This window comes from Streptomyces sp. MA5143a, assembly GCF_900290235.1.
Classification (GTDB): domain Bacteria; phylum Actinomycetota; class Actinomycetes; order Streptomycetales; family Streptomycetaceae; genus Streptomyces.
In genome coordinates, this window is sequence record NZ_OLMK01000098.1 from 1 (window position 1) to 15,761 (window position 15,761).

The window sequence follows — 15,761 nt, forward strand, 5'->3', positions numbered from 1 at the left end:
ACTCAGCCGCAGTCATCCAGCGGCCGTAACCCGCCCGCGCCCGCTCCGCGAAGCCCTCGCGCTCAGTGTCGGTGCATGCGGTTCGCGATGGCGTGGCCCACGAACAGGTAGACCACGGCGGCGAGCCCGTACCCCGCGACGACCCGCGCCCACTGCTCGTCGAAGGTGAACAGGTCGTGGGACCAGCCGGCGAGCCAGCGGGCCGCGTCATGGACGAACTGCACGAAGTCGTTCGCGCCGTTCGCACCGAGCAGATACATCAGGATCCACAGGGCCAGAATGAAGGCCATCACGTCCGCGACGATCGCGATGACCCGGCCCGCCTGGTTGGAGCCGCTATATCGAGACATGCTTGACGGGTTGCCGCTCACTCGTGGCTGAAACCCTAGGAGTTCAGCTCGGCGAGCACCCGCAGCGTCGGCCGGTCCGGTGACACGACGAGCAGATCCGTCACCGGCCCCTTCCGCCACACCTCCAGCCGCTCGGCGATCCGCTCCCTCGGCCCCACCAGCGAGATCTCGTCGGCGAACGCGTCCGGCACCGCGGCCACGGCCTCCTCGCGACGGCCGTCGAGGAACAACGCCTGGATCCGCCGGGCCTCTTCCTCGTACCCCATGCGTGCCATGAGGTCGGCGTGGAAGTTGCGCTTCGCGTGCCCCATCCCGCCGATGTAGAAGCCGAGCATGATCTTCACGGGCAGCAGCCCCTCGGCGACGTCGTCGCAGAGCTGCGCCCGAGCCATGGGAGCGACGAGGAACCCCTCGCGCGGCTCGCCCAACGACGCCTCGTACACGTCCGTCCGCGTCGGCGACCAGTACAACGGCAGCCAGCCGTCCGCGATCCGCGTGGTCTGCGCGATGTTCCTCGGCCCCTCGGCGCCCAGCAGGACGGGCAGATCGGACCGGAGGGGATGGGTGATGGACTTCAGCGGCTTGCCCACGCCACTGCCGTCCGGACCGCGGTACGGCACCGCGTGGAAGCTCCCGTCCAGTTCGACCGGGGCCTCCCGCCGCAGCACTTGCCGTACGACGTCGACGTACTCCCGCGTCGCGGTCAGCGGCGACCTCGGGAACGGCCGCCCGTACCAGCCCTCCACGACCTGCGGACCGGACAGCCCGAGCCCCAGGAGCATCCGCCCGCCGGAGAGATGGTCGAGGGTGAGCGCGTGCATGGCGGTGGTCGTCGGTGACCGCGCCGCCATCTGCGCCACGGCCGTACCGAGCTTGATCCGCGACGTGTGCGCCGCGATCCAGGTGAGCGGCGTGAACGCGTCCGACCCCCACGACTCGGCGGTCCACACCGAGTCGTACCCGAGCCGCTCCGCCTCCTGGACGAGCGGCACATGATCCGCGGACGGACCACGCCCCCAGTACCCCAGTGCCAGACCGAGCCGCATACGCCGCCTCCTGACGCTCCGTCAGTTCCGCTGACCAGGAGGGCGACTGTACGACAACGGCCCCCCGCTCGGAAGAGCGAGGGGCCGGTCGTACGGCGAGGGTGCGGCGTCGCGCTCAGCCGCGCTGGATGCCGGTGGTGTCCTGGAGGACACCGCGGCGGCCGTCCTGGGTCTGGGCGACCAGGTTGGCGCCGCGCTGCTCGACCGCCAGGTACCAGGTACCGGGGGCCAGTTCGGCGATCGTCGACTGCGAGCCGTCCTCGGCGAACAGGGGACGCGCGACGGGCACGGCGAACCAGAACGGGGAGAAGTCACCCGCGGGCGGCTGCGGAGCGGCCTGCGCCTGCTGCGGCTGCTGCGGCTGACCCCCACCGAACGGCGCGCCCGGCTGCCCCGGCTGGGGCTGGCTCGCACCGAACGGCGCCTGGGCACCGGCACCCGGGTAGCCGTAACCACCGGGAGGCTGGGCGCCGTAGGGCTGCGGGGCCGCCGGACGCGGGGCGCCGACGAGGGCGGCCTTGAGCGCGGGGACGAGGGGGGTGGCGAGGGCCGCGGCGGCCAGGAGCAAGGCTGCGATCAGGCCGAGGATGAGACCGGCCCCGGCGTCGGGCTCCGAACTCCCGAAGGCGCCGAAGAGCTCCTCAACTGCTCCCAGGGGGTCGATGATCGACCAGAACGAGGTCCACGCGGCGAAGATCGTCAGACCCACTCCGAGCTGAGCCACGTCGAGACCGATGAGCTTGGGCGGCTGCGGCAGCGCACGGGAGATGACGATCAGCACCGCACCGATGATGCCGCCGACGTACATGCTCATCACCAGGCCAAGGTTGTCCCAGGCGTTGGGGATGTCGTCTCCGGAGCCGTCGAACGTGTCGAGGAACGACGCGATGAACAGCAATACCGCTGCTCCGATCACGACGCCGTCGCCTCTGGTGAGGGAGCGGATATTCACTTCAGGTCCTTCGTCAGTCGTCTCGTCATCGGTGTGGAGGCGTCGCTGTTCACCGTGGCGCCGTCAGGCTCTGGTGGGAAGCGCGGGGGTGGCCCCTCATCGTAGGGATGACCATATCGTCCACCCGACGTAGGTGTACGTCGGGATTGCCACGATGATCACGACCCTCCCCCTACCCGCGCAGGAAACTCACGATTCCCTCAGAGATCCCCCGCGCGGCCTTCTGCCGCCATGTGCCGGTGGTCAACAGTGCCGCGTCCTTGCTATCGCGCATATTGCCGCACTCGATGAACACCTTGGGAACCGTTGACAGATTGAGACCGCCCAGGTCCTGACGTGTGACGAGACCGGTACCTCCGCCCACGTAGTTGGAGGGAGCGCTGCCCGTCTCGCGGACGAACTTGCCCGCGATGCGCTCCCCGAGGTCACGGGAGGGACCGACGATGGGCCGGGTGTCGGCGGCGCCCTCGTGGACCGCGCCCGGCAGGATGACGTGGAAGCCGCGGTTGCCGGCCGCCGAGCCGTCCGCGTGGATCGACACCACCGCGTCGGCCTCCGCCGCGTTGCCGATACGGGCCCGCTCGTCGATGCAGGGGCCCCACTCCCGGTTGCCGTCCTGCGTGAACTTCACGGTGGCGCCCTGCTGTTCGAGGAGCGCCCGGACCCGGCGCGACACGTCCAGCGTGAACTCGGCCTCCGTGTACCCGTCGTTGGTCGACGTCCCCGTGGTGTCGCACTCCTTCATCCCGGTGCCGATGTTCACCTTGCGGTTGATCTCGGCGGTGTGCCGGAAGTTCCCGGAGTTGTGGCCGGGGTCGATGACGACGACCTTGCCCTTCAGGGGGCCGTCGGCGGCGGCACCGGAGGAGGCCGTAGGGCTCGCCTTCTCGCCGTCGTCCCCCTTCTTCCCGCCCTTGCCCTCGCCGTCCTCGGAGGCGGTCGGCTCGGTTGAGGGCGTCGGCGACGCCGGGGGAGCGGTTCTCGGCTGGTTGCGCGCGGCCGCCCGGTTCGACCCGTCGTCCCCGCCGCCGGGGTCGCCGACGGCCTGCCACACCCCCCAACCGGCCACCGACCCCACCACGACGGCGGCGACGGCCACGGTCAGCGGGCGGCGGAGAGGCGAACGGCGGGGCTGGGGCGGCTCGAAGTCCGGTCCTACGTACGACACGCCTGCCACCATACGGGGCGGGCCGGCGCCGGCGGCTTCACGACGCCGTACCGCCACGCCTCGCGCCCTCCCGCCGCCCCCCTTTCCCCCGTGCGGGGGCGCGGCCCCGAGACAGGGCGTGACCAGCGGATGGGCGGACGCCCGGTCGCACGGTAGAGTCGGCCAATTACTGCTTGTCGTGGGGCAGGGCTCGGCCGGGCGGTGGCAGGGCCCTGGGGGGAGGGCCTGCAAGGGATGAGTCGTCGCTCCAACGGGTTGGTCGGGGTCTGGGCCGAGGCACAGCGCCAGCAACAGCGTCAGCTGGAGGCGCGAGCCAGGCAGCAACGGGAGTACGAGCGCCAGCAGCGCGCGTACCAGCGGGAGGTGGCCCGCAGCCACCGCGAGCAGCAGCAGGCGTACCGGCAGCAGCGTGAGGCGGAGGCCCGGCGGCGTACCGAGGAACTGGACGCGCAGGTCGCCGCCCTCCAGGGACTGCTGGCCGCCGGCTGCCGGGCCCCGGCGTTCCGCGCCGCCTCCCTCACCCGCTCCGAGCGGCTGGAGCCCTTCGCGCCCGGCGCGCTCGCCCAGCCGGTACCCATGCCGGACCCCGGCCAGTACCAGGCCCAGGGCGGCTGGACCGCCGCCCGGCGGGCCCAGGCGCAGGCCGAGGCAAGGGCCCGCTTCGAGCAGGACTGGCACGCGGCACAGGCGGCGGAGGCGCAGCGGCAGCGGCAACTCGACCAGTACCAGCGGCAGTACCAGCAGTGGGCCGACGGGCAACTGGCCGACATCCGGCGCCACAACGCGGGCGTCGCCGAGATGACGACGGCCCTGCGCGCCGGCAGCGACCCGGAGGCCGCCGTCGAGTACTTCTCCGCCGCGCTCTACGCCTCCGCCGCCTGGCCCGAGGGCTTCCCCCGCCAGGTCTCCGCCGCGTACGACGCGGCCGCCCGCGAACTCGTCCTCGACTGGGAACTGCCCCGCTTCGACGTCGTCCCCGAGGCGAAGTCCGTGCGCTACCAGTCCGGCGTCGACCAGGACAAGGAGACGGCCCGGCCCGTCACCCAGCGGCGCGCCCTCTACCGGGACGTCCTCGCCCAGTGTGTCCTGCTCGTGCTGCACGACCTCTTCGCGGCCGACGAGTTCGGCGCCCTGGAGGCGGTCACGCTGAACGGGTTCGTCGACGACCACGACCCGGCGACCGGCCGACGCGCGCAGATCGTCCTCGCGAGCGTCATGGCGCCGCGCGCGGTGTTCACCGGCCTGAACCTGGAGCAGGTCAGCGCCGTCGACTGCCTGCTCGACGGGCTGCGCGGCCAGCTGTCCGCCAAGCCCGACCAGCGCACCGCCGTACGGCCCGGCCGTCGGCCCGCCGACGTCGGCAACGGTGTCGTCACCCACGGCGGCGACGAGGAGCCCGACCTGCTGGAGATGGACCCCGTCGCCTTCGAGGCGTTGGTCGCCGAACTCTTCCAGGCCATGGGGATGCAGGCGGTCACCACCCAGCGTTCCAACGACGGCGGGGTGGACGTCGACGCCCTCGACCCGGCGCCGATCCGCGGCGGCAAGATCGTCGTGCAGGTCAAGCGGTACCGCAACACCGTCCCGCCGACGGCCGTCCGGGACCTCTACGGCACCGTCCAGCACGCGGGCGCCAACAAGGGCGTCCTCGTGACGACGTCCAAGTTCGGACCCGGCTCGCACACCTTCGCCAACGGAAAGCCGCTCGAACTCGTCTCCGGCAGCGAACTCGTCGACCTGCTGCACCGGCACGGGCTGCGCGGCCGCCTGGGCACGGGCGGCGGGCGCGCCGTCCCCGCCCAGCGGACGGCACCCGACCCCCGCCAGGCACTGGCCACGGCCCCGGACTCGCCGCCGGGCGACGCCGACGACCACAGCGTGCTGGGCATGGGCTGGAGCGGCACCGTCGCCCTGGACGTGTGCGCGCTCGTCTGCCACGGCAACCGGGTGCTCAGCGACGACCACTTCGTCTTCTACAACAACCTGCGCACCCCCGACGGCACGGTTCGCGCGCTTCCCCCGGCGGCACCGGACAAGGCCGCGATCCGGGTCTCCTTCGACGCGCTGCCCGCCGAGGCCGACCGGCTCGTCCTCGTGGCGGCGATCGACCCGGCCGTCAACCCCGAGGCCGACCTGTCCGGTTTCACCGACGCCTGCATCCGGCTCCTGGACCCGTCGCGCACCGAACAGGGCCGCCTCGACGTCTCCGACGGCCGCCCCGGCGAGACCGCCCTGGTCCTCGGCTCCTTCCGCCGCCGTACCAACGGAGACTGGGACTTCGTCCTCGGCGGCAAGGGTTACCGCGGGGGCCTGGAGGAACTGGTCCAGGACTACGGGATAGAGGTGGCGTAGGCGTAGGCGTAGGCGACGGGGGCGGGGCCGGCGCGGGGTGCCGGTGCCGGTGCCGACGCGGGACGCTGTGCCGGGTGCCGGGCTCGCGGGGCGCGGCAGGCGCGGGCAGGGCTGAACGGTGCTGTGCGAGCGACGCGGGTCCGCGCCGGTTCGCGGGGTGGCGCGGACGTTGCCGACGGCCAGCCGGTGCCGGGGGCGGCGCGCGTAGGCCGTCAGATGCCGGCGGCCACGCGGCGCAGCACCCGCAGTGAGTCCGTCGCCGAGACCTCCGTGAAGGCGCCGGAGGCGAGGGCGCGCAGGTAGACGCGGTACGGGGCCTGGCCGGTGAACTCGTCGACCGGGTCGGGGAACACGTCGTGGATGACGAGCAGGCCGCCCTCGGCGACATGCGGGGCCCAGCCCTCGTAGTCGGCGGTGGCGTGCTCGTCGGTGTGGCCGCCGTCGACGAAGACGAGACCGAGGGGGGAGTTCCAGACCTTCGCCACCTGCGGGGACCGGCCCACCAGGGCGATCACATGCTCCTCCAGACCCGCCCGGTGCAGGGTGCGGCGGAACGTGGGCAGCGTGTCCATCAGCCCGATCTCGGGGTCGACGGTCTCCGGGTCGTGGTACTCCCAGCCCGGCTGCTGCTCCTCGCTGCCCCGGTGGTGGTCGACCGTGATCGCCGTGACGCCCGCCTCGCGCGCCGCGTCCGCGAGGAGGATCGTCGAGCGGCCGCAGTACGTGCCGACCTCCAGCAGCGGGAGCCCCAGGCGCCCCGCCTCCACGGCCGCCGCGTACAGGGCCAGCCCCTCGCCCACGGGCATGAACCCCTTGGCCGACTCGAACGCGGCGAGGATCTCCGGCTTGGGGGCCGCGGGCATGGGGTCCTCCGTGGTGGCGTAGACGGGTGCGGGTGTCGTACGGGCGTTGCGGGGCCGTACGCACCGGGGGCGCCCCATGCTGCCATGCGGCCCGTCGGCGGTGTCAGGACACCCGGCGGCTCGGCGTCAGGACACCCGCTCGACCGAGCGTTCGACGGTCGCCTTGTCGTCCGCGCTGCTCGCGAGGAGGGTCGGGCCGTTCGCGGGACGGCGGCCGGGGAGGAACACGGCGAGGAGGATGCCGACGGCGACCGCGGCGGTGGCGATCAGGAACGAGACCCGGAAGCCGTGCATGGTGGGGATCGCGACCCCGCCGACGTGGTGCGCGGTGTTGGCGAGCACCATCCCGATGACGGCGCTGGACACGGACGTGCCGATGGAGCGCATGAGGGTGTTGAGGCCGTTCGCGGCGCCCGTCTCGGACGGGTCGACGGCGCCGACGATCAGTGCGGGCAGCGAGGAGTAGGCGAGGCCGATGCCCGTGCCGAGGACCACCGACACCACCACGGTCTGCCAGGCGGCGCTCATCAGGCCGAGGCCCGCGCCGTAGCCGACCGCGATGATCAGCAGACCGAGGATGAGGGTGCTCTTGGGGCCGTACTTGGCGGACAGCCGGGCGTAGACGGGCGCGGTGAACATCATCGTCAGGCCGAGCGGCGCCACGCACAGGCCCGCGACGACCATCGACTGGCCGAGGCCGTAGCCGGTGGCGGTGGGCAACTGGAGGAGCTGCGGCAGGACGAGGGAGACGACGTAGAAGGAGACGCCGACCATGATCGAGGCGAGGTTGGTGAGGAGCACCTCGCGGCGGGCGGTCGTGCGCAGGTCCACCAGGGGCGCGGGGATGCGCAGCTCCAGGACGCCCCACAGCAGCAGCACCAGGGCCGACGCGGCGAACAGGCCGAGCGTGGTCACGGAGGTCCAGCCCCAGTCGCTGCCCTTGGTGATCGGCAGGAGGAAGAGGACCAGGCCGAGGGAGAGGCCGAGGGCGCCGAGGAGGTCGAAGGAGCCCTGCGCCCGTGTCTTCGTCTCGGGCACGGCGACGAGGGTGAGGACGATGGAGAGGACGCCGAGGCCGGCCGCGCCGAAGAAGAGGACGTGCCAGTCGGTGTTCTGGGCGACGGCCGCGGCCAGCGGCAGGGCGAGTCCGCCGCCGACGCCGATGGACGAGCTCATCAGGGCCATCGCGGAGCCGAGGCGTTCGCGGGGCAGCTCGTCCCGCATCAGGCCGATGCCCAGCGGGATCGCGCCCATGGCGAAGCCCTGGAGGGTGCGGCCCACGATCATCGGGATCAGGGCACTGGTGAAGCCGCTGATCAGCGCGCCGACCACCATCACGGCCAGGCTGGCGAGCAGCATGCGGCGCTTGCCGTAGAGGTCGCCGAGGCGGCCCATGATCGGGGTGGCCACCGCGCCCGAGAGGAGCGTGGAGGTCAGGACCCAGGTGGCGTTGCTGGGGGTGGTGTCGAGGAGCTGGGGGAGATCCTTGATCACCGGGACCAGCAGGGTCTGCATCACCGCGACCACGATGCCCGCGAAGGCCAGCACGGGGACGATCCCGCCGTTCGTTCTCGTGGCGGGTTCGTGGGCGACGGGTGTGTGCGGGTGCGTCATTGAGGGGGGCCTCCTGGCCGGACGAAGGTGCGTGACAGGCCAACCTCGTCGACCAGGGCAACTATTCCGATGGTTCGAGTGGCTAATGAATTCTTGACCAGACCATGGGAATGTGATCATCCGTCAGGTTTCGGGACGCCGCCGACCTGCCGCCGCACGGGCCCAGCGCACACACGGACCCGGCGAAGCCGTCCGAAGTTCTCCGCCGGACGAGGCAACGGATCCGGGCCCTCGTGGACTGTTAAAGACATCTAGGAGGTGCTCATGGGGGATCGGAAACAGGCTCGGGACGCGGAGTTCCAGAGCTTCCTCGTCGGCCGCTGGCCAAGGCTGATGCGCACGGCATTTCTCCTCACGGGGGAGCAGCACGCGGCGGAGGATCTCGTGCAGACGACGCTGGAGCAGGTCTACGTGGCCTGGCGCCGAGTCGCTTCGACGGACGACCCGGACACCTATGTACGGCGCGTCATGATCAACGCCCATGCGCGCAGGCACCGCAGACGCCTCAAGGAGTTCCTGGCGCCGAGGACCGACTCGGACCTGGTGCCCGAGGTGCCGGACAGCGGCGACCGCATCGCCCAGGCCGACGACCGCGGCGCGCTCCTCACGGCGCTCTCCCAGCTGCCGCCCCGGCAGCGGGAGGCCGTGGTCCTGCGGTACTGGGAGGACCTGAGCGAGAGCCAGGCGGCGGAGGCGATGGGCTGTTCCGTCGGCTCGGTCAAGAGCAACGCGGCGAAGGGGCTCGCGAAGCTCCGCGCCATACCGGGACTGGCCGAGACGGTGACGCAGGGAGGGTGGAAGTGAGGGACGCGGACGACACACACGGCATCGACGGCGGGCACGGCATCGACGACTCGCACGGCATCGAACGCGGGCACGGGAAGGCGGAGCGGCACATGACTCGGGGCGACGGCACCCACGGCGGCGACGACACGCTCGGCGGCCTCACCGGCAGCAGCGCGCTGGAGAGGGACATCGCCCTGCTGCTGGCGGACGCGGCGGACGAGGTGCGGATCGGCACAGCCCCCTACCAGGCGGTGGTCCGGGGCGGCCGGCGCCGCAAGGCCCGCCGCTGGGCCGTCGCGGCAGCGGTGACGGTGGTGCTCGCGGGCTCCACGGGAGCGCTGGCCTTGGCCGGGGCGGCGGACGGTGGCCGGGTCACGGCGCCCCCGGCCGCCACGGGGTCGGCCGACTCCGGGCAGCGGCACCTCTACCAGCCGCAGCGGACCCGATTGGCCACATGGCGTGAGCAGGGTCGCGACTGGAAGGTCACGGTGGACTGCTGGGACGCCCCGAGGACCGAGAAGGAAGCGGAGAAGCAGCTCGCCGCGATGGCCCTGCGCGGTGACAGGCCGACGGATGTGGACAGTCCCGCCGAACTCACGGGTCGTGCCTGGCACTTCGTGCATCTGTCCGTGGGCCGTGAGCGGACCGACAAGTTGCTCGACGGTGAGGAGTGGACCGCGGCCGGCACGGACCACCAGGCGTTCGCGATGCCGACCGGAGGTCAGGGCGCGGATGGCGCCCTCAAGCGCCTGGTCATAGGCGAGGTCGCCCCGACCGCGCAACAGGTCCGCGTCACCTGGTCCGACGGCACATCCGTCGACGTCAATCGCGACACCGACCTGCCCTGGTACGAGGACCTCCGCAACCCTCGCATCGTCGACGCCAAGGGCTCGCCGGTGAGCTGGTTCGTGGCCCTCGCGCCGAAAGGCGCGGAGTACGAGTCGGTGAAGGTGGTGCGGTGACGCGGGTGAGGCCGCGCCGAGGCTGGGCTGGCGGTGGTGGCCGGGTGGCCTACGGGGGTGGGCGCCCGGCTACGGTCCCACGCCCGGCGGCGGCTCGCGCTCCGCATCTGACACAGCGTCAGGAGTCTTCACAAGTGCACGCGCCTCGGCTATACAGAGGGTCGCCGGACTGGAACGCGTTCTAGAAGGGCGGGTTCCGGCCCCCCGTGACGACCTCGGCGCGGCCGCTGGTGCGGACGGTCGTGCCGAGGTTCCGAGGTTCTTCCCGGAACCCCGAGGTTCCACCCGGAGCCCGGGGTTCTTCCCAGAACAGGAGCCCCATGCCCATCGACGCAGCCAAGGCCCTCGCGGCCGAGCCCCGTTCCGCCGAGATCGCCTGGACCCGCAAGGACGTCCTGCTCTACCACCTCGGCATCGGCGCCGGCATCCCCGCGACCGACCCCGACGAGCTGCGCTACACCCTGGAGTCCCGGCTGCATGTCCTGCCGAGCTTCGCCACCGTCGCGGGCGCCGGCTCACCGGACGTCATCGGCGGCCTGAACGCCCCCGGTGTGGACGTCGACCTCGCCAAGGTCCTGCACGGCGGCCAGCGCGTCGCCCTGCACCGGCCCATCCCCGTCGAGGGCCGGGCGACCGCGACCTCCCGGGTGGCGGCGGTCTACGACAAGGGCAAGGCCGCCGTGCTCGTCATGCGCACCGACGTCGCCGACACCGACGGCCCGCTGTGGACGAACGAGGCCCAGATCTTCGTCCGCGGCGAGGGCGGCTGGGGAGGCGAGCGCGGCCCGTCCGCCCGCCAGGAACCCCCGTCCACCGCCCCCGACAAGGAGGTCGAGCGCGTCGTACGCGAGGACCAGGCGCTGCTCTACCGCCTCTCCGGCGACTGGAACCCGCTGCACGCCGACCCGGAGTTCGCCGCCCGCGCCGGATTCGACCGGCCGATCCTGCACGGGCTGTGCACCTACGGGATCACCCTCAAGGCCGTCGTGGACACGGTGCTCGACGGGGAGGTCGCCCGGGTCCGCTCGTACGGCACCCGCTTCGCGGGCGTCGTCTTCCCGGGGGAGACCCTCCGCATCCGGATGTGGCGGCCGGACGACCGCTCGGTACGGGTGGCGGTGAGCGCCGCCGACCGGGACGACGCGCCGGTGCTGGCGGACACCCTCGTCGAGCACGAATGAGCAGCTCAGCACAACCGTAGGCCAGGTACGCCGGACAGGTTCCGTACTCCTGACGGGTTACCGCCGGCAGGTACTTCTGAGGGGAGCCGCACCATGCGCGCAGCCGTACTGCACGAGATCGGCCAGGACAAACTGGAGGTGCTCGACGACGTCGAGGCCGCGGGCTTCGGGCCGGGCAAGGTGAAGATCCGGGTACGGGCCACGGGGCTGTGCCACTCGGACCTGTCCGCGATGGCCGGGGTGCTGCCGCAGCCGGGCCCGTTCGTCCCCGGACACGAGGGCGCCGGCGAGATCCTGGAGGTCGGGGAGGGCGTGAGCGGCCTGAAGCCCGGCGACCGGGTCGTCGTCTGCTGGCTGCCGGCCTGCGGCAGTTGTCCCGCCTGCAAGCGCGGCCAGACCCAGCTGTGCCTCGCCGGGTTCCTCAACGCCGGCACCCCCAACTTCAAGCGGCCCTCCGGTGACGTCTTCGGCTTCGCGGGCACCGGCACGTTCGCCGAGGAGGTCGTCGTCGACACGGGGTGCGCCGTGCCGATCCCCGACGACGTGCCGTTCGACGTCGCCGCCCTCATCGGCTGCGGAGTGACCACCGGGCTCGGCGCGGCCCTCAACACCGCCGATGTGGAGGCCGGTGCGTCGGTCGCCGTCATCGGCTGCGGCGGTGTCGGCATCTCGGCGATCCAGGGTGCCCGGCTCAAGGGCGCCGCCGAGATCGTCGCCGTCGACCCGGTGGCCGCACGCCGCGAGGCCGCCCTGAGGTTCGGCGCCACCAAAGCGGTCTCCCCGGAGGAACTGGCCGACGCCAAGCAGTCCGTCACCGGGGGCGAGGGCTTCGACTACGTCTTCGAGGTCGTGGGCCGCTCGGCCACCGCCCGCACCGCCTACGAGAACACCCGGCGCGGCGGCACCCTCGTCGTCGTCGGCGCGGGCGCCATGGACGACTTCCTCCAGCTGAGCATGTTCGAGCTGTTCTTCGACGAGAAGCGCATCCTGCCCTCCATGTACGGGGGCGGCGACGTCCTGCGCTCCTACGAGCGGGCCATCGCCCTGTGGCGGGCAGGCCGTATCGACCTGGAGGGCCTCATCACCCACCGGGTGCCACTCGCCGACATCAACGAGGCACTGGACCAGATGCGCACGGGGGCCGCACTGCGGACCTGCATAGAGATCTGACGCCTGCGGCGAGGAGGCCCGGCTCCGCTCCCCGTCGACTCTCCGCCGCTCTCTGCCGACTCATCGGCGAACTCCGACGACTTCGAGGATGCCCATGTCATTGCCACTGGAGGGACTGTCGGCGATCGTCACCGGCGCGGGTCGGGGTCTCGGCCGGGCCGAGGCGTTGGAGTTGGCCCGGCTCGGCGCGGCCGTCGTCGTCAACGACTACGGGCAGCCGGGCCGGGACGGCAGCGGTGGCGCGTCCACCGGACCGGCCGAGGAGGTCGCGGCGGAGATACGGGCCGCGGGCGGCCGTGCCCTCGTCCACACCGGGGACGTCTCCGACCACCGCCAGGCCCGCGAACTGGTCGAGTCGGCGATCGGCGCGTTCGGGAAGCTGGACATCCTGGTCAACAACGCGGGCATCCTGCGGGACCGGATGGTCTTCTCGATGTCCGAGGACGAGTGGGACTCGGTGATCCGGGTCCATCTCAAGGGCCACTTCAACACGATCCGCTTCGCGTCCGCGCACTGGCGGGAGAGGTCGAAGACGGCCGGTGCCCCGGTCTACGGGCGGATCGTGAACACCTCGTCGGAGGCGTTCCTCGCCGGTTCGGCCGGACAGCCCAACTACGCGGCGGCCAAGGGCGGGATCGTCGGTCTGACCACGTCCTCGGCGCAGGCGCTCACCCGGTACGGCGTCACGGCGAACGTCATCTGCCCCCGGGCGCGGACCCGGATGACGGAGGACGTGTTCGCCGGCCTTACCCGCCCCGAGCAGGGCCCCGACCCGCTCGCCCCCGAACATGTCGCCCCGCTCGTCGGCTACTTGGCCTCACCCTCCGCCGGACACATCAACGGACAGCTCCTCGTCGTCCACGGCGGCATGGTCGCGATCGTCGAACGGCCGCGGGTGCGGGCACAGTTCGACACCAAGCAGGACGCGTTCACCTACGACGAACTGGACGGCCTCCTCACCCCGTACTACGCCGACCGCCCCCAAGGGGAGACCTTCGCGGCGACGGAGGTGCTGGCACTCCGTAAGCGCGACGGCACCGACTGACCGACCTCACACATCGCCCCGCCTCACACATGTCCCCACTCCACGCAACAGCCCCGCCCCCTCGGGTGACGGGGCGGGGCCGGGTGTGGCGGTGGTATGCGGTCCAGCGTCGGATTGACGTTTCTTCAGATCGAAGGACCGCGGTGTCAGGCGGCCGTCGTCGTCTCCGCCTGCTCGACCGGCTTGCGGTGACGCCCGCGAGGCGTCGTCTCGGCGTCGTGGGCCGAGATCTGGCCCCGGTGCCTGCCATGGCCTTCCGCCTCGTGGGGGTCGGCAGTGGGCGGCTGAGTGGTGTGCGCGTCGCTCATGGAAAGTGTTCCCCGTCGGCATGATCTTCTTACAGGCGGGTGAGTTTAACGGCCCTTGGCACACGATCCGAAGGCGCCCAAGGGCGTGTCGGCCTCCTCCGTGACGCGTTGGCCGAAACTCGCACAGGCCCGGCACGAGCGCCTCACCCGACGGTCACCTCCTCGCTCACCCGCCCTTCCAGCGGAGCCTGTTGCAGTGGCACCGGCCGGGCGGCGACGGCGAGCCCGCCCGCCACCACACCCTGCGGTTCGGGCTCGGACTCGGGCTCGGGCTCGGGCGAGAGTGCCGAGGTGCCCGCCGCCCCCACCGCCCCGATCGGCTCCACCGCCCCTCCGGATTCACCCGGCGCTCCGGGCTCCTGGAGCGCGCCCACCCCTGATGCGCCGGGCGCGCCCGCCCCATCTGATGCGCTGGGCGTCCCCTCGCACCCCGGCGTCCCCAGCGTCCCCGGCGCACCGCGCACGCCCGGCGGCGCCCCCTCGCGCCCCGGCACCACTCCCACCGCCCCCTCATGCGCCGATCCCTCGTGCGCCGATCCTTCATGCGCCGATCCCTCATGCGCCAATCCCCCGTGCGGCGGTTCGCAGGCGTCCGGCTCGTCCCCCCAAGGCACCCCGACCCGTGCCACGCCGCACCGCACCGTCCCCGTGGCGTACGGCAGTTGCAGCACTCCGTCCCTGGTCCACAGTCCGGCCCCCGTCAACCACCCCTCGGGGGCGGGCAGATGGTGGACCTGCCGGGAGGCCGGGCGCCACAGACCGACCCAGCTGCCCCGGGCGCCGTCCACGCGGAGCGCGACCGCGCAGCTCTCCGGCGTCAGGATCTGGCCCGGCTGGATGGCGAAGGGCGTCATGCGGTGGTCGTCGGGGACCCGCAGGCACTCGGGGAAGCGGACCGGCAGGGTGCTGCCCAGTACGCCCCAGCCGAGCCGGTCGTGGCCGGGTGAGGGCGCGTCCGAACTGATCAGCAGCAGCCCGCTGTCGGGGTCGGCCAGCAGCAGCCGGTCGTCGCTGTCGTCCGCGATCTGGAGGAGGGGCGAGACCTCGCCGCCCTCCAGGTCCACCACGACCGTCTTGGTCCGGCCGTCCGACTCCCGGTCCAGGGCGAGCAGTCGGCCCGCCCCGTCCAGCCAGACCCCGCCCGAGCACCGCCCCGGTACCTCCGCCACCCGCTCCGGCCCGAACGCCCCGCCCGCCACCAGCCACACCGTGGTGGAGCTCCGGCCCACGGCGAGGGCGTAGGCCCACTCCCCGCACGGGCTGGGCGGCAGCAGCCGCAACTCGGTCGTGGGGTCCCCGCACTCGACGGCGCCGAGGAGCAGTTCGCCGGTGCCGGGTCCCGTCGGGTAGAGGAGCGAGAACAGATGCCGTTCGGCCGCCAGCCGGTGGATGAGGACACGGCCGTCGGTCAGGGGGAGGACCTCGGTGCCGGGCTCCTCGGGCTGGTTGGCGGGCAGCGGTACGGCGTACGGCTCGGGGCCGTCGAGGGTCCAGCGCTCGGGGAACCAGGAGTCGTCGCCGACGAGGGCGAGGCGCGCCCCGTAGCTCCCGTCCGCGGTGATCACGCAGCCGGGCGGTGACGCGGACCGTTTCTGCTTCCCGTCGCCGGGGGCGCCTTCCTCACTGTCGTCGTGCCCCTGTCCCGCCTCGTTGCCGTGGCCCGTCGTGGGGGATGGGGATGCACAGGCCGTCATCGTTCGATCACCTCCGGCCACGAAGCTAGTTTTCGCGCGCACAGACGTGGGACAACCGGGCTTCCCCTTCACACATAAGGGTGCTCGTCCAGCGATTCACCTGAGGGAACGGCGAGAGTTGTGCTGCTGGGCATGTCGGGGGGCGCGGACGGAGGCCCGGGAAGAGGGTGGTGGGCGGCCTGGGGTGCGATCGGCGAGGTGGGCGGGGGCGGTGAGTGCGGCGCGTGGGAGGCAGCGGGTCGCGGTGGTCGGATGTCGGGGCGGCTGGTC

Annotated in this window: 14 protein-coding genes; 6 read left to right on the forward strand and 8 right to left on the reverse strand. The window is 72.4% G+C overall.

Annotated features, from left to right (window positions below; genetic code table 11):
• Positions 1-62 precede the first annotated feature (62 nt).
• From SMA5143A_RS34840 to SMA5143A_RS34855, 4 genes are all read right to left on the reverse strand, one after another.
• A complete protein-coding gene (locus SMA5143A_RS34840; RefSeq protein ID WP_055542949.1) occupies positions 63-350 on the reverse strand; it encodes a hypothetical protein in 288 nt (95 codons plus the stop codon).
• A gap of 35 nt (positions 351-385) precedes the next feature.
• The gene (locus SMA5143A_RS34845; protein WP_107466826.1) at positions 386-1,396 is read right to left on the reverse strand and encodes an LLM class F420-dependent oxidoreductase; all 1,011 of its coding nucleotides are present in this window, start codon (positions 1,394-1,396) and stop codon (positions 386-388) included.
• Positions 1,397-1,511: 115 nt separating this feature from the next.
• Positions 1,512-2,348 carry a hypothetical protein gene (locus SMA5143A_RS34850; RefSeq protein ID WP_107466827.1) on the reverse strand — a complete coding sequence of 279 codons (837 nt, stop codon included), beginning with the start codon at positions 2,346-2,348 and terminating at the stop codon, positions 1,512-1,514.
• 172 nt (positions 2,349-2,520) lie between these two features.
• Positions 2,521-3,516 carry an N-acetylmuramoyl-L-alanine amidase gene (locus SMA5143A_RS34855; RefSeq protein WP_107466828.1) on the reverse strand — a complete coding sequence of 332 codons (996 nt, stop codon included), beginning with the start codon at positions 3,514-3,516 and terminating at the stop codon, positions 2,521-2,523.
• A 234-nt stretch (positions 3,517-3,750) separates the two neighbouring features.
• On the opposite strand from SMA5143A_RS34855, the gene SMA5143A_RS34860 reads away from it, so the two are divergent.
• Positions 3,751-5,868: a restriction endonuclease gene (locus SMA5143A_RS34860; protein ID WP_181362160.1), complete on the forward strand. Its 2,118-nt coding sequence runs from the start codon at positions 3,751-3,753 to the stop codon at positions 5,866-5,868.
• 212 nt (positions 5,869-6,080) lie between these two features.
• Here SMA5143A_RS34860 and SMA5143A_RS34865 read toward each other — a convergent pair whose 3' ends face one another.
• Complete coding sequence (locus SMA5143A_RS34865) at positions 6,081-6,731, reverse strand: class I SAM-dependent methyltransferase (protein WP_055717311.1); 651 nt, start codon at positions 6,729-6,731, stop codon at positions 6,081-6,083.
• A 126-nt stretch (positions 6,732-6,857) separates the two neighbouring features.
• Positions 6,858-8,345 carry an MFS transporter gene (locus SMA5143A_RS34870; protein WP_107466830.1) on the reverse strand — a complete coding sequence of 496 codons (1,488 nt, stop codon included), beginning with the start codon at positions 8,343-8,345 and terminating at the stop codon, positions 6,858-6,860.
• 264 nt (positions 8,346-8,609) lie between these two features.
• On the opposite strand from SMA5143A_RS34870, the gene SMA5143A_RS34875 reads away from it, so the two are divergent.
• The 5 genes from SMA5143A_RS34875 (at position 8,610) to SMA5143A_RS34895 (ending at position 13,489) form a co-directional block, all read left to right on the forward strand.
• Positions 8,610-9,149, forward strand: a complete 540-nt coding sequence (locus tag SMA5143A_RS34875) for a SigE family RNA polymerase sigma factor (RefSeq protein WP_107466831.1) — start codon at positions 8,610-8,612, stop codon at positions 9,147-9,149.
• On the forward strand, positions 9,146-10,093 hold the full coding sequence (locus SMA5143A_RS34880) for a hypothetical protein (RefSeq protein ID WP_107466832.1): 948 nt from the start codon (positions 9,146-9,148) through the stop codon (positions 10,091-10,093). The genes SMA5143A_RS34875 and SMA5143A_RS34880 overlap by 4 nt, the downstream gene beginning before the upstream one ends.
• 320 nt (positions 10,094-10,413) lie before the next feature.
• Complete coding sequence (locus tag SMA5143A_RS34885) at positions 10,414-11,274, forward strand: MaoC/PaaZ C-terminal domain-containing protein (RefSeq protein WP_107466833.1); 861 nt, start codon at positions 10,414-10,416, stop codon at positions 11,272-11,274.
• Positions 11,275-11,367: 93 nt separating this feature from the next.
• Entirely contained in the window at positions 11,368-12,444 is a 1,077-nt protein-coding gene (locus SMA5143A_RS34890) for a Zn-dependent alcohol dehydrogenase (protein WP_107466834.1), read from the forward strand.
• Between the two features lie 94 nt (positions 12,445-12,538).
• Positions 12,539-13,489 carry a 3-oxoacyl-ACP reductase gene (locus SMA5143A_RS34895; protein WP_107466835.1) on the forward strand — a complete coding sequence of 317 codons (951 nt, stop codon included), beginning with the start codon at positions 12,539-12,541 and terminating at the stop codon, positions 13,487-13,489.
• Between the two features lie 146 nt (positions 13,490-13,635).
• On the opposite strand, the gene SMA5143A_RS43230 is transcribed toward SMA5143A_RS34895, so the two are convergent.
• The gene (locus tag SMA5143A_RS43230) at positions 13,636-13,797 is read right to left on the reverse strand and encodes a hypothetical protein (protein WP_181362161.1); all 162 of its coding nucleotides are present in this window, start codon (positions 13,795-13,797) and stop codon (positions 13,636-13,638) included.
• A 143-nt stretch (positions 13,798-13,940) separates the two neighbouring features.
• The gene (locus SMA5143A_RS34900; RefSeq protein WP_181362162.1) at positions 13,941-15,491 is read right to left on the reverse strand and encodes a hypothetical protein; all 1,551 of its coding nucleotides are present in this window, start codon (positions 15,489-15,491) and stop codon (positions 13,941-13,943) included.
• Positions 15,492-15,761: the final 270 nt, after the last annotated feature.

What these genes read in the sequence shown, in the direction of transcription:
- SMA5143A_RS34840 (WP_055542949.1), bottom strand. Translation starts at nt 350, where the DNA reads ATGTCTCGATATAGCGGCTCCAACCAGGCGGGCCGGGTCATCGCGATC.
- SMA5143A_RS34845 (WP_107466826.1), bottom strand. Translation starts at nt 1,396, where the DNA reads ATGCGGCTCGGTCTGGCACTGGGGTACTGGGGGCGTGGTCCGTCCGCG.
- SMA5143A_RS34860 (WP_181362160.1), top strand. Translation starts at nt 3,751, where the DNA reads ATGAGTCGTCGCTCCAACGGGTTGGTCGGGGTCTGGGCCGAGGCACAG.
- SMA5143A_RS34865 (WP_055717311.1), bottom strand. Translation starts at nt 6,731, where the DNA reads ATGCCCGCGGCCCCCAAGCCGGAGATCCTCGCCGCGTTCGAGTCGGCC.
- SMA5143A_RS34870 (WP_107466830.1), bottom strand. Translation starts at nt 8,345, where the DNA reads ATGACGCACCCGCACACACCCGTCGCCCACGAACCCGCCACGAGAACG.
- SMA5143A_RS34875 (WP_107466831.1), top strand. Translation starts at nt 8,610, where the DNA reads ATGGGGGATCGGAAACAGGCTCGGGACGCGGAGTTCCAGAGCTTCCTC.
- SMA5143A_RS34885 (WP_107466833.1), top strand. Translation starts at nt 10,414, where the DNA reads ATGCCCATCGACGCAGCCAAGGCCCTCGCGGCCGAGCCCCGTTCCGCC.
- SMA5143A_RS34890 (WP_107466834.1), top strand. Translation starts at nt 11,368, where the DNA reads ATGCGCGCAGCCGTACTGCACGAGATCGGCCAGGACAAACTGGAGGTG.
- SMA5143A_RS34895 (WP_107466835.1), top strand. Translation starts at nt 12,539, where the DNA reads ATGTCATTGCCACTGGAGGGACTGTCGGCGATCGTCACCGGCGCGGGT.
- SMA5143A_RS43230 (WP_181362161.1), bottom strand. Translation starts at nt 13,797, where the DNA reads ATGAGCGACGCGCACACCACTCAGCCGCCCACTGCCGACCCCCACGAG.
- SMA5143A_RS34900 (WP_181362162.1), bottom strand. Translation starts at nt 15,491, where the DNA reads ATGACGGCCTGTGCATCCCCATCCCCCACGACGGGCCACGGCAACGAG.